Source organism: Pantoea sp. S61 (genome assembly GCF_016625145.1).
GTDB classification, from domain to species: domain Bacteria; phylum Pseudomonadota; class Gammaproteobacteria; order Enterobacterales; family Enterobacteriaceae; genus Pantoea; species Pantoea rwandensis_B.
Window position 1 is genome coordinate 123,704 of sequence record NZ_JACVUO010000009.1, and the last position, 14,064, is coordinate 137,767.

The following is a 14,064-nucleotide window of genomic DNA, read 5'->3' on the forward strand; positions in this document are numbered from 1 at the left end:
GAGCAGGTTTAGCGCGAACGGGAGTCGCGCGCAGTCGTGCAGAGTTGGGTCACATCGGCGAGTAAAGCATCAAGGGATGCCCCCGACAAATCGGCATCAACCGGTAGATACCACCAGTTGTCACGTGCAAAACTACGGCATTTTACTGCGTCTTTTTCGGTCATCAGCAGGCATTGATGAGTTTGCGTCAAACGCTGCAACTCCTCTTCGCTATAAGCATGGTGATCGGCAAACGCGATTTCTGCCACCGGCTGGATACCGTGCTGCTGCAACGTATTGAAGAACCGCGGCGGATGACCAATGCCGGCCATCGCCACCGTTTCTGGCAATTGTTCGAGGTTCGCTGTCTCACCGTTCATCAGATTGATCGCCTTACCGGGACGCAACGTCATGGCGATCTCACCGGCTTGCGCCTCTCCACCATTGACGATGATGGCATTGACGCTCTGCAGCCGGGATGCGCGCTCACGCATCGGACCTGCGGGCAGCCACCAGCCATTACCGAAGCGACGGACACCATCCACCACCACGATTTCACGATCGCGCTGCAACGCGTAATGTTGCAGCCCGTCGTCGGTAATGATTACATCCAGATCCTGTGCGGCCAGCAGCCCTTCTACCGCCATACGGCGTTGAGGTGCGACGGCTACCGGCACCTGAGTACGCTGCGCGATTAACACCGGCTCGTCGCCGGCTTGTGATGTCGGGGTATCGGCCGTCACCAGCAGGGGATAACGCTCAGCCTTTCCACCATAACCGCGTGAGACAACGCCAACGCGCAGGCCACGCTGTTGCAGCGCCTGAACCAGCCAAATCACCACCGGGGTTTTACCGTTGCCGCCAGCCGTCAGATTACCCACCACAATCACCGGGCAAGGCGCACGCCAGCTTTTACGCCAGCCACGCTGATAGCTGAGGCGTATCAAACTGCTGATTGCCCCATACAGCAAACTCAGTGGCCACAATAGTAGCCACAGTGGCGAGCGCCCGCTCCAGATGCGTTCAATCATTGACCAAACTGCAGTTTGTGAAGCTGAGCATAGGCACCCTTTTCGGCCAGCAGCGCGCTGTGCGTACCGCGCTCAACGATACGACCATCTTCGACGACCACTATTTCATCGGCTTTTTCGATGGTCGACAGGCGGTGTGCGATAACCAGCGAAGTGCGGTTTTTCTGCAGCTCATCCAGAGCGGCCTGAATCGCGCGCTCGGATTCGGTATCCAGTGCTGAGGTCGCTTCATCTAGGATCAGAATCGGGCAATCACGCAGCAATGCGCGCGCGATGGCGATACGTTGGCGCTGGCCACCTGATAGCAACACGCCGTTCTCACCAATCACGGTATCCAGACCGTTGTCCATCTTCTTAATGAAGTCCATGGCGTGCGCCATAGTCGCTGCCTGTTCAATCTGTTCGCGGGTGTATTCACCATTGCGTGCATAAGCAATGTTATTGGCGATGGTGTCATTGAACAGATGGACATTCTGGGAAACCAGCGCCACCTGATTACGCAGGGAGCGCAAGGTATATTCGCGCAGATCGTGACCGTCGAGCAGAATTTCGCCGGCATCAATATCGTAGAAGCGGGTCAGCAGGCTCGCCATGGTCGATTTACCCGAACCAGAACGCCCTACCAGCGCCACCGTCTTGCCCTCTGGCAGCGACAGATTAATATCACGCAGCGCAGGCACTTCACGTCCCGGATAAGTGAAAGTCACATTGCGGAATTCCACATCGCCTTTGGCACGCGTGATTTCACGCTTGCCATTATCGATTTCCTGCTCGCTATCCAGAATTGAGAACAAGGTCTGACAAGCAGCCATACCGCGCTGGAACTGGGCGTTGACGTTAGTCAGTGACTTCAATGGGCGCATCAAGGCAATCATTGATGAGAACACCACGGTGATGGTACCGGCGGTGAGGGTTTCCATCACGCTAGGGAAACTGGCAGCGTAGAGCACGAACGCCAGGGCCAGAGAAGCAATCAGCTGAATGACCGGATCGGAAATGGAAGAGGCCGAAACCAGTTTCATGCCCTGCTGGCGCATTTTGTTGCTCACCAGCGAGAAACGCTGCGCTTCAACATCCTGGCCACCGAAGATCAGCACCTCTTTATGCCCTTTTAGCATCTGTTCCGCGCTGGTGGTGACTTGTCCCATGGTGTTCTGCATGTTTTTACTGATGCTGCGGAAGCGTTTGGACACCGTGCGAATCGCAAAGGAAACAATCGGCGCAAGGACAATCAAAATCAACGACAGCTGCCAGCTGTAGTAGAACATCATGATAAACAGGCCAATGATCGAGGCACCTTCGCGTACGACCGTCACCAGTGCACTGGAAGAGGACGAAGCAACTTGCTCGGAATCATAAGTGATGCGTGACAGCAATGTGCCGGTTGATTGCTGGTCAAAGAACGCCACGGGCATGCCCATCATGTGGCCAAACAAGCGGCGACGCATATTCATGACCACGTTGCCCGATACCCAAGAGATGCAATAACTGGAAATGTAGCTGGTCACGCCACGCACCAGCATCAGGCCAATCACCACCAGAGGCATCCAAAGCATGACGGAACGATCGGCCTTACCGAAGCCATCATCCAGTAAAGGTTTCAACAGCGACAACATTAAGGTATCGCCGGCCGCATTAAGAATCAGCGCCACCGCAGACACAAACAGTCCTGCTTTGTGCGGCGCAATCATCGGCCAGAGTCGGCGGAACGTTTGCCACGTTGAGAGATCTTTGTCTTGATGCATTATTTATTCACGCTGTTTGAAATAGCCGCTCATTCTACCTGGATTCACGTTTGACGCCAAACCACTGATGATACCAGCGAGGTTTTATTTGCTCCCTCAATCCCTTAATCTGCCATTCACCCTGCCGAATACCAATGTGGACCTGCCCGGATTGTGCCGTGTCATACCAGATATAGCCCTGTTGGCGGTAGCGTTCCACCACTGCGGCGGCTGGCATGCGCCAGGCGTTATAGCGCGCTACCGATGCCACCGCGCCCTTTCCTGCAACACTACGTAACAGTAAAGGCCCCGAAGAGGTTCGGCTACCATGATGTGGGACCTGCATTAACGTGCTGGTGAGCTGAGCTTTCTCTAATGCCACCAATTTTCTTTCTGCTTCTAACTCAATATCCCCGGTGAGCAGCAGGCTGACAGCTCCATCGTCTACACGTACGACACAGGAGTCATTATTTTGCCCTTGCGTATTCCCTGCGGGTGGCCAGAGTGCCGTGAAGGTCAGTTTGCCCCATTGCCACTGCTCTCCTCGCTGACAGGGTAAATGCCCCGCTTCACCCAGTGCACTGCGGATCATCATATTGGGATTGGCCTGATGCAGTGAATTCAGCCCACCCCGATGGTCCAGATGCTTATGACTTACCACCACCGTGTTTAGCTGTCGTCCCTTATACAGTAACCATGGCAGTATCACGCGTGCGCCCGCATCATCTTCATTCCAGCGTGGACCCGCATCGTACAACACCACTTCGTTACCCTGTGTAATAGCGATGGCCAGGCCATGGCCCACATCCAGCACATCAATCTGCCAGTCATCTTGCTCAGACTCATGACGCCATAACAGAAATGCCAGTGCGCAGCCGCAGCAAAGCATCAGCGTGTTATTCAGCAAACCACTGCGCCACAGAAATAAACCACCCCATAGCAGGGCCACTGCGGGCAAGGCATCATTTAACGGCCACCATCCTGCTGGCAAGTATGCCAGGCCTTGCATAACCTGATTGACAGAAAAATCCGCCAGCCGCCACAGTGCTGAAGCGATGGGTTGTATGGGCAGCAAAAGCGCCAGCAGTATCAATGGAACGGTGAAAAGCGATACCACCGGCACCGCGATGAGGTTAGCGACCAGTGCACTGAGGCTGATTCCCTGAAATAAAAAAATTTGCAGAGGAGCCATCAGTATCATCATGCCGAGCTGTAAGTGCAGCAATCTCAGCGGCAGCCAGCGCCTGGCCTGACGGTATCGAACCGGCAAGGAAAACCACTGGAACCAGATGATTAACATGGCCACGGCAAGAGCAGAGAGCCAAAAGCTTTCAGATAAGACGGTGAGGGGATCAAGCCAAAGTAGTCCCCCCATGCAAAGTGTCCAAATCTGCCAGCCTGTTAACTGCCAGCCAGCGATTCTTATCGTCGTCCACAGTAGTAGCGCGACCAGCGCGCGCTGTGCTGGTGCATGGCTGCCCGACAGCCAGCAGTAGATTGTCGCGGTAATGATGCTCCCCATCAGTGGCAGCAGATAACCGATGGTGTGCGCAGGCTGCAGCAACTGTAAGCCACGTACTATCATCCAGCCAACACTGGCCGCTAGCGCAATATGCATACCGGAAATCGCCATTAAATGTGCGGTTCCGGTCTCACGCAATAGTTGTCGCTGAGTTTTGGTCATGTTCTCACGTTCACCAAAAGCCAGCGCCTGCAAAATGGCAGGTTGTTGCAGGTGTTCAAAAAGAGGTTGATGATGGCGCATAACCTGCGCTCGCAAATGACAACCCACCGATTCCGCCTGCTGGTTAATGATTCTCCCCTGCAAAGGCGTATGGTTTGCCAGCGCAAAACGTTGGGCATCAAACCCGCCTTCATTCAAACGACCATGCACTGCACGCAAGCGTAAGGTCATTTTCCAGCGCTGCCCCGCACAATACCCCGATTCACCTGGCTCCGCATTGATACTGACAAACAACGGCGGGAACTGATATCGCTCACCCACACGAATAATCTGGGCTTTAAATTGCTGCTGATTTTCCTTCACATCAACAATACGCAGCGTCACTTCGGCTGGCGCCATTGAAAGCTGGTCAATCACATTCAGCATCTGTCTCGCTTCCAGTAGCGCCCACGCCAGAAGCAGGATACCCATGCCAATAAGACGCTGCCCAGCCCAAGGCAGGGATGCCACAATCAGTGCTAATAGCACCATCACAGCAATCATTTCCATGGTCGGTATTTGAGGTAGCAAACCTAATGGTAGCGCTGCCAGGATCATGATTCTGGCTACTGCAATCCCTGTTATACGCATCACTTTTCTCCCGCAATGGGCACCAGTTTGCGTGCAATTGGCAGGAATAGCTTTCAGGAATGGGGAGAGCTGGATTACGGATGCCAAAAAATCGGCGTGGTTTTCATTGTTGATATGGGTTTAGGAATCATGTTCACAACAATGAATTTAGAGCAAAAAAAAACGACACCCGGAGGTGTCGCTTTGTCGTTCGGTAACGGCTTAGCCGTAGATATTTGCACGGTCACGCAATTCTTTGCCCGGCTTGAAGTGGGGAACGTATTTACCTTCCAGATCCACTTTGTCACCCGTTTTCGGGTTACGACCAGTGCGCGGTGCGCGGTAGTGCAAAGAAAAGCTGCCGAATCCCCGGATTTCAATGCGCTCGCCCTGTGCCAACGTGGTGGCCATGTGCTCAAGCATCTCTTTAACTGCATCCTCAACGACTTTCGCCGGAATATGAGTATGCTGTCCAGCAAGTCTTTCAATAAGTTCTGACTTGGTCATGTAACCTCCGGTTAATCCTTAATGGGAAAGGTATGACAGCTTTTACCGAAACCGGACGATTGACATCGTCCGGTGCCTCGGGTCGATTACTCGCCTTTAGCCGCTTTGAACGCTTCAGCCATAGCGCTAGAGAAGTTGCTTTCTTCCTGTTTGGTGTTAACAGTGTTGATAGCTTCTTTCTCATCAGCCTGGTCTTTAGCACGAACAGACAGGCTTACAACGCGGTTCTTACGGTCAACGCCGGTGAATTTAGCTTCAACGTCGTCACCAACACTCAGAACCAGAGTTGCGTCTTCGATACGGTCCAGTGAAGCTTCTGAAGCGCGCAGGTAACCTTCAACGCCATCAGCCAATTCTACTGTAGCACCTTTAGCGTCTACTGCAGTGACTTTACCGTTAACGATAGCGCCTTTCTTGTTCAGGGTGATGTAGTTGTTGAATGGATCTTCAGCCAACTGCTTCACGCCCAGAGAGATGCGCTCGCGCTCTGCATCAACCTGCAGTACAACAGCAGCGATTTCGTCGCCTTTTTTGTACTCACGAACGGCTTCTTCGCCAGTCGCGTTCCAGGAGATGTCTGACAGGTGAACCAGACCGTCGATGCCACCGTCCAGGCCGATGAAGATACCGAAGTCAGTGATTGACTTGATTTTACCTTCAACGCGATCGCCTTTGTTGTGGGTCTCAGCGAACTGCTGCCATGGGTTGTTTTTGCACTGCTTCAGACCCAGGGAGATACGACGACGTTCTTCGTCGATGTCCAGAACCATAACTTCAACAACATCGCCCACGTTAACAACTTTAGATGGGTGAATGTTTTTGTTGGTCCAGTCCATTTCAGAAACGTGTACCAGGCCTTCAACGCCTTCTTCGATTTCAACGAAGCAGCCGTAATCGGTCAGGTTGGTTACACGGCCAGTCAGCTTGGTGCCTTCTGGGTAACGCTTAGCGATAGCAACCCATGGATCTTCGCCCAGCTGTTTCAGGCCGAGGGATACACGAGTACGCTCGCGGTCGAATTTCAGCACTTTAACAGTGATTTCGTCGCCCACGTTGACGATTTCGCTCGGATGCTTAACGCGTTTCCAAGCCATGTCAGTGATGTGCAGCAGGCCGTCAACGCCACCCAGATCCACGAATGCGCCGTAGTCAGTGAGGTTCTTAACGATACCTTTAACTTCCATGCCTTCCTGCAGGTTTTCCAGCAGCTGATCGCGTTCAGCGCTGTTTTCAGATTCGATAACTGCGCGGCGAGAAACCACCACGTTGTTACGTTTCTGATCAAGCTTGATGACTTTGAACTCAAGCTCTTTGCCTTCCAGGTGCAGAGTATCGCGAACCGGACGAACGTCAACCAGTGAACCTGGCAGGAACGCACGAATACCGTTCAGCTCAACTGTGAAGCCACCTTTAACTTTGCCGTTGATAACACCGGTAACAGTTTCAGCTTCTTCGTAAGCTTTTTCCAGCGTGATCCAAGCTTCGTGACGCTTAGCTTTCTCACGGGACAGCAGGGTTTCACCGAAGCCGTCTTCAACTGCGTCAAGCGCAACGTCAACTTCGTCGCCAACCTGGATTTCCAGTTCGCCGGCTGCGTTCTTGAATTGCTCTGCAGGAATTGCAGACTCAGATTTCAGACCCGCATCAACCAGGACTACGTCTTTGTCGATAGAGACAACAACGCCACGAACGATGGAACCCGGACGGGTTTCGATTTCTTTCAGTGATTCTTCAAATAGTTGAGCAAAAGATTCAGTCATATTGATAATCTTAGGATTCTTCAATTTAACGTCCACCTGACGTCATTGTCGGATGGGGTTGTTTCACATGCCCAGCACCGGGTCCCTGGTACAGGGTTACAACAATTCAGTTACCGAATAGATTAAATGCCCAGCTTGTGGCGGGCATAATCAAGTGCCTTTTCAATCACTTGCTCAATGGACATACTGGTCGAATCCAGCACCAGAGCATCAGCGGCAGGCACTAAAGGCGCGATTGCACGATTACGATCGCGGTCGTCGCGTTCCTTTATCTCGGATAAAAGGCGATCAAAGTTAACATTAAAGCCCTTCTCCTGCAACTGTAGCATACGTCGATGAGCACGCTCTTCTGAACTTGCATCAAGGAAGATTTTTACCGGTGCATCGGGGAACACGACTGTGCCCATATCACGGCCATCTGCAATTAAGCCCGGCTCTTCACGGAATGCTCGCTGACGACGCAGCAATGCTTCACGCACGCGTGGGAAGGCAGCAACCCGCGAAGCCGTATTACTCACTTCCTGCGTGCGGATTTCACCGGTCACATCCTCACCTTCTAAAATGACCTGCATCTCACCTTCTACGGACAAGAAACGTACGTCAAGGTGAGCGGCCATAGGCACTAATGCTTCTTCGGATTCAATATCCACCTGATGATGAAGTGCAGCCAATGCAAGTACGCGATAAATGGCACCAGAATCCAGCAAGTGCCACTGCAATGACTCCGCCATCGCTTTACATAAAGTCCCTTTACCTGCGCCACTTGGGCCATCAATGGTAATTACCGGGGCGATTGCCGTCATTGTTCTCTCCTGTTGCTGCGTGCTTATTATCAGCCTTCTTGGCTGTTTGAATGCGCGGCATTATACGCTGCCCGCGTCAGGTTAGTTACCCTTTAGCGTAGACAGCGCCAGAATTTTAGACAGATTCAGAAGAATTTCCGCCCAATAAGGCCACAATAGAGCGAGGAAACCCGGCACAAGCGTACCGGGTAGCGGGATCAAGAAGTCTGGCTGATTTTAGCCAACTGCTGGAAGTAATCCGGGAAGGTTTTAGCTGTGCAGCCTGGATCAAGAATGGTGACAGGCGTGTCCGATAACGCCACGAGAGCAAAGCACATCGCCATACGGTGATCGTTATAAGTGCCAATATCCGCATGCTGAAGCTGAGCCGGTGGAGTGACACGAATGAAATCGTGACCTTCTTCTACTTCCGCACCCACTTTGCGCAATTCGGTCGCCATCGCCGCTAAACGGTCGGTCTCTTTTACGCGCCAGTTGTAAATGTTACGCATCAAGGTCGTGCCTTCCGCGAACAACGCCGTGGTGGCAATGGTCATCGCCGCATCAGGAATATGGTTCATGTCCATATCAATCGCGGAGAGAGAACCTCGTGTGCAGGCAATATAGTCATCACCCCATTCAATCACCGCACCCATTTTTTCCAGCACATCGGCAAAACGGATGTCGCCCTGAACGCTATTACGGCCAATCCCGGTTACGCGAACCGTTCCACCTTTAATGGCAGCGGCGGCGAGGAAATAAGAGGCAGATGAGGCATCGCCCTCCACCAGATAATCGCCCGGAGATTGATACTGTTGCTGGCCTTTCACCACAAAGCGCTGGTAGTTCTGGTTATCGACTTCGACACCAAAACAACGCATCAGGTGCAGTGTAATATCAATGTACGGCTTAGAAACCAGATCACCTTTGATGGTAATCACAGTGTCTTTCGGTGCCAGCGGCGCGGTCATCAGCAATGCTGTCAGGAACTGGCTGGAAACACTACCGTCCACACTGACTTCACCACCGACAAACCCGCCGTTCAGACGCAGCGGCGGATAATCCGTCTGCTCCAGGTAATCAATATTGGCTCCGCCCTGACGCAGCGCATCCACCAAATGACCAATTGGGCGCTCTTTCATGCGTGGTTCGCCAGTCAGTACAATCGACTGTTGACCCAGGCACAGTGCGGCAGCCAGCGGACGCATGGCAGTACCAGCGTTGCCCAGAAAGAGTTCCAGAGCCTGATCACTGTGCAGCGGACCTGCATTTCCCACCACTTCGCACACGGTACGATCAGCAGAGAGCGTGTAGTTAACGCCCAGCGCCTTCAGCGCATTCAGCATGTGTTTGACATCATCGCTATCCAGCAAATTGGTCAGGCGAGTTGTGCCATTTGCCAACGCAGCCAGTAACAATGCGCGGTTAGAAACGCTTTTTGAACCCGGTAAGTTTACCGTGCCGTCAACGCGAGCAATCGGTTGTAGAGTCAGGGAGTCCTGCATGTGAAACCAAATCTCCAGAAAAGACAAAACCCCGTGATAGAACGGGGCCAGTGGCCAGCCAGGCTGGCCTGTGTTGATTAATTAGCCGTGACGACGTTCAAAGTCGATCATGAACTCAGTCAGGGCTTTCACCCCTTCCAGCGGCATCGCATTGTAGATCGATGCACGCATACCGCCAACCACGCGATGCCCTTTCAGTGCATGCAGGCCAGCCTGCAGTGACTCGTCAAGGAACACCTTATCCAGCGCGGCATCAGCCAGCTGGAACGGCACGTTCATACGTGAACGGTTCGCAGCAGCAACATCGTTACGGTAGAAGCTGCTGTTATCAATGACGCCATACAGCAAGTCAGCTTTTGCCTGATTAACCTTATCCATCTCAGCAACACCCCCCTTCTCTTTCAGCCATTTAAATACCAGGCCAGAGAGGTACCAGGCAAAAGTCGGCGGTGTGTTGAACATGGATTCGTTTTCAGCCAGTACCTTGTAATCAAGGATAGATGGCACATAACGCTGCGCCTTGCCCAGCAGATCCTCACGCACCACCACCAGCGTTAATCCCGCTGGGCCGATGTTTTTCTGAGCGCCTGCGTAGATCACACCGTAACGGCTGACATCAATAGGACGAGACATGATGGTTGAAGAAAGATCAGCCACCACGACTTTGTCACCAAAGTCAGGCTCTTCATCGATAGCAATACCATCAATGGTTTCATTCGGGCAGAAATGCACATAGGCGGCATCATCGTTCAACTGCCATTCACGCATTGGTAACAAAGCACGTTTTCCGTCAAGCGTGGTTTTGACGTCGATGGTGTTCGGAGAGCAATATTTTTCCGCTTCTTTGATCGCGCTATGTGCCCAGTAGCCACCATCAATGTAGTCAGCGGATTTCGCATCACCTAACAGGTTACCAGGGATAGCTGCGAACTGCGCGCGAGCGCCGCCATGGCAGAATAAAACTTTGTAGTTCGATGGGATCTTCAGCAGATCGCGAAAATCCTGTTCTGCGGCTTCAGCGACAGCAATGAACTCTTTACTGCGATGGCTGATCTCCATTACAGAGGTGCCTAATCCGTGCCAGTTTGTCAGTTCTTGTTCTGCACGACGGAGCACTTCTACCGGCAGCATCGCTGGGCCGGAGCTAAAATTATAAACCTGCGTCATTTCCCCTCACCACTGTCATATCGAACGGTTATGAATACCGTATCGGTTTTATCATTGCCTCCGAATGGCTGCAATCATTAATCCGATAGCGATCACAATTCCGGGGCGGGCTCCACCGCAGCTTATGTCATAAATGCAATAAGCCACGGAATTATGTGAGGGAGTTTCCCGAACTAAAATCAGAATGCTGCCAGGTGATGAAATAGCCGTGACAATACCGCGATAAATTTAGACCACTGAATAGCGAAGCAGGCGCAAAACCCGTATCATTGCGCGCTTTACGCCCACCCCATCGACTTGAGAGAGCGCCAACATGACGCAAACGTTTATTCCAGGAAAAGACGCCGCACTGGAAGACTCCATCGCACGTTTCCAGCACAAACTGCAGGACCTGGGCTTCAACATTGAAGAAGCCTCCTGGCTGAACCCGGTTCCACACGTCTGGTCTGTGCATATCCGCGATCGCGACTGCCCGCTGTGCTTTACCAATGGTAAAGGTGCCAGTAAGAAAGCGGCACTGGCTTCGGCGTTAGGCGAATATTTTGAGCGTCTCTCAACCAACTACTTCTTCGCCGATTTCTGGCTCGGTCAGTCCATCGCCAACGGCGATTTCGTTCACTACCCGAATGAGAAGTGGTTCCCATTGACCGACGATGACAGCTTGCCAGCAGGGATTCTGGATGCGCGTCTGCAGAAATTTTACGATCCTGAAGATAGCCTGAGCGCCTCAGATCTGATTGACCTGCAGTCAGGTAATGTTGACCGTGGTATCTGCGGCCTGCCATTTACCCGTCAATCCGACCAGCAGACGGTCTACATCCCGATGAACATCATCGGCAACCTGTATGTTTCTAACGGCATGTCTGCCGGTAACACCGCGAACGAAGCGCGTGTACAGGGCCTGTCTGAAGTCTTTGAGCGCCACATTAAAAACCGCATTATCGCTGAGTCAATTAGCCTGCCAGAAATCCCTGCTGAAGTGATGCAGCGCTACCCCGGCGTGATTGAGGCGATTGAACGTCTGGAAGCCGAAGGTTTCCCAATCTTCTCTTACGATGCTTCACTGGGCGGCAAGTACCCGGTTATCTGCGTAGTGTTGTTCAACCCGGCCAACGGCACTTGCTTTGCTTCATTCGGCGCGCACCCAGACTTTGGTGTGGCATTGGAACGTACCGTTACTGAACTGCTCCAGGGCCGTGGACTGAAAGACCTGGATGTCTTCACCCCACCAACCTTCGATGATGAAGAAGTGGCTGAACACGCCAACCTGGAAACCCACTTTATCGATTCAAGTGGTTTAATCTCCTGGGACATGTTCAAAGACGATGCGGATTATCCTTTCGTCGACTGGAGCTTCTCAGGCAGCACGCATGAAGAGTTTGATACGCTGATGGCCATCTTCCGCGCGGAAGATCAAGAGGTTTACATCGCGGATTATGAGCATCTGGGCGTTTACGCCTGCCGTATCATCGTACCGGGCATGTCAGATATTTATCCGGCAGAAGACCTGTTATTGGCCAACAACAGCATGGGCGCGCCGCTGCGTGAAACCTTGCTGGCGCTGCCAGCCAGTGAGTGGGAACCGGAAGCGTATCTGAACCTCATCGAGCAGTTGGATGAAGAAGGTCATGACGACTTCACTCGCGTCCGTGAGCTGCTGGGTCTGGCGTCAGGTAAAGACAATGGCTGGTACACCCTGCGTATTGGCGAGTTGAAAGCCATGCTGGCATTGGCGGGCGGAGATCTGGATCAGGCTCTGATCTGGACGGAGTGGACCATGGAGTTCAACCAGTCAATCTTCAGCGCCGAACGCGCCAACTATTACCGTTGCCTGCAAACCCTGCTGTTGCTCGCCATGGAAGAAGAACGCGATCCGCTGCAATATCATCGTGCCTTTGTGCGGATGTATGGCGAAGCCGCTGTTGATGCCGCTTCTGCAGCGATCAGCGGTGAAGCGCCATTCTACGGCTTGCAGGCAGTGGACCTCGATCTGAAAGCCTTCCCGGCGCATCAGGCCCTGCTGGCCGCCTATGAAAAACTGCAGGCAGCAAAGCGCAACTACTGGTCAAAGTAATATTCACGAACGCTTAGCGCGATATTTTTGCTAACGTTGAGAATGGCACTGATTAATCCCGGTGCCATTTTTTTTGCTTCACATTGTCATATTCAACATTGAATATTGATTATTAACAATTCAGTTTCATTGGTTAAACTGAATTAACATTGAGTCACTCTCAAAGACCAATCATTAAACTTATTTTGCATAAATTAAAAAATTTTTAGTTTATATTATTCAATCAGTTAAGTGTATATTCTTTAACTTAACGCCTCGCTTACCCCGTACCTCCCTGCCATTTATGATCCACATCAATTCCTGACCTATACTCCTTTGTTAGCATCTTTACAGACAATTTCAGGAGAGCGTTAGTGTGAAAGCTGACAACCCTTTTAATGCATTATTACCCGCGGCCATGGCGAAAGTTGCTGAAGATGCCGGCGTCTATAAAGCCACTAAACATCCTTTAACCACCTTCTTCTTAGCCATCACTGCTGGCGTATTTATTTCTATCGCGTTTGTTTTCTACATTACGGCCACCACGGGCAGTGGCGCCATGCCCTACGGTATTGCGAAACTGATTGGCGGTATCTGCTTCTCTCTGGGTTTGATGCTGGTTGTGGTGTGTGGCGCGGACCTGTTCACTTCGACGGTTTTGATTGTGGTGGCGAAAGCCAGCGGGCGCATCACCTGGATGCAACTCGGTCGTCATTGGCTGAATGTCTATATCGGTAACCTGTTTGGTGCGCTGTTCTTTGTCGCACTGATTTGGTTAGCAGGTGAACATATGGTTGCCAATGGCGCGTGGGGATTGAATGTCCTGCAAACCGCCGACCACAAAATGCATCACACGTTTATTGAAGCGGTTAGCCTCGGCACACTCGCTAACCTGATGGTTTGCCTGGCGGTGTGGATGAGTTACTCCGGCCGCAGTCTGTTCGACAAAATGTTCGCCATGATTTTGCCCGTCGGGATGTTCGTCGCCAGCGGCTTTGAGCACAGTATCGCCAACATGTTTTTGGTTCCGATGGCAATCGTCATTCGCGACTTCGCCAGCCCGGAATTCTGGCAAATGGCCGGTTCCAGCGCCGCACAGTTCCCCTCTCTCAGCGTTGGCGACTTTATTGTTAATAACCTCATTCCAGTGACAATCGGCAACATTATCGGTGGCGGATTGTTAGTCGGTTTGACCTACTGGGTCATCTATCTGCGCGGTGATGATCCGGTGCATTAAGAAATTAAAACGGGCGTGCCCGAGGG

Annotated in this window: 10 protein-coding genes; 2 read left to right on the top strand and 8 right to left on the bottom strand. The window is 52.2% G+C overall.

The window, feature by feature from the left end; genetic code table 11:
* Positions 1–8 precede the first annotated feature (8 nt).
* The 8 genes from lpxK to serC form a co-directional block, all read right to left on the bottom strand.
* Positions 9–1,010 carry a tetraacyldisaccharide 4'-kinase gene (lpxK, locus tag IAE30_RS17560; RefSeq protein ID WP_038647815.1) on the bottom strand — a complete coding sequence of 334 codons (1,002 nt, stop codon included), beginning with the start codon at positions 1,008–1,010 and terminating at the stop codon, positions 9–11.
* The gene (msbA, locus tag IAE30_RS17565; RefSeq protein ID WP_038647817.1) at positions 1,007–2,755 is read right to left on the bottom strand and encodes a lipid A ABC transporter ATP-binding protein/permease MsbA; all 1,749 of its coding nucleotides are present in this window, start codon (positions 2,753–2,755) and stop codon (positions 1,007–1,009) included. Before msbA ends, lpxK begins: the two co-directional genes overlap by 4 nt.
* Positions 2,756–2,789: 34 nt before the next feature.
* A complete protein-coding gene (locus tag IAE30_RS17570; RefSeq protein WP_200680487.1) occupies positions 2,790–5,048 on the bottom strand; it encodes a DNA internalization-related competence protein ComEC/Rec2 in 2,259 nt (752 codons plus the stop codon).
* A gap of 201 nt (positions 5,049–5,249) precedes the next feature.
* A complete protein-coding gene (gene ihfB, locus IAE30_RS17575) occupies positions 5,250–5,534 on the bottom strand; it encodes an integration host factor subunit beta (RefSeq protein WP_003849360.1) in 285 nt (94 codons plus the stop codon).
* Positions 5,535–5,620: 86 nt separating this feature from the next.
* The gene (gene rpsA, locus IAE30_RS17580; protein WP_034820570.1) at positions 5,621–7,294 is read right to left on the bottom strand and encodes a 30S ribosomal protein S1; all 1,674 of its coding nucleotides are present in this window, start codon (positions 7,292–7,294) and stop codon (positions 5,621–5,623) included.
* 122 nt (positions 7,295–7,416) lie between these two features.
* Complete coding sequence (gene cmk / locus IAE30_RS17585) at positions 7,417–8,097, bottom strand: (d)CMP kinase (protein WP_038647821.1); 681 nt, start codon at positions 8,095–8,097, stop codon at positions 7,417–7,419.
* 197 nt (positions 8,098–8,294) lie between these two features.
* Complete coding sequence (gene aroA, locus IAE30_RS17590; protein WP_045816272.1) at positions 8,295–9,581, bottom strand: 3-phosphoshikimate 1-carboxyvinyltransferase; 1,287 nt, start codon at positions 9,579–9,581, stop codon at positions 8,295–8,297.
* Between the two features lie 81 nt (positions 9,582–9,662).
* Complete coding sequence (gene serC / locus IAE30_RS17595; RefSeq protein WP_045816273.1) at positions 9,663–10,748, bottom strand: 3-phosphoserine/phosphohydroxythreonine transaminase; 1,086 nt, start codon at positions 10,746–10,748, stop codon at positions 9,663–9,665.
* 313 nt (positions 10,749–11,061) lie between these two features.
* Between serC and ycaO the strand changes: the two genes are divergently transcribed.
* Both ycaO and focA read left to right on the top strand, forming a co-directional pair.
* Positions 11,062–12,822 (top strand): 30S ribosomal protein S12 methylthiotransferase accessory factor YcaO, encoded by a 1,761-nt coding sequence (gene ycaO / locus IAE30_RS17600; protein ID WP_200680488.1) that lies wholly within the window; start codon positions 11,062–11,064, stop codon positions 12,820–12,822.
* Between the two features lie 355 nt (positions 12,823–13,177).
* Positions 13,178–14,038 (top strand): formate transporter FocA, encoded by an 861-nt coding sequence (focA, locus tag IAE30_RS17605; protein WP_038647829.1) that lies wholly within the window; start codon positions 13,178–13,180, stop codon positions 14,036–14,038.
* The last annotated feature ends 26 nt before the right edge of the window (positions 14,039–14,064 follow it).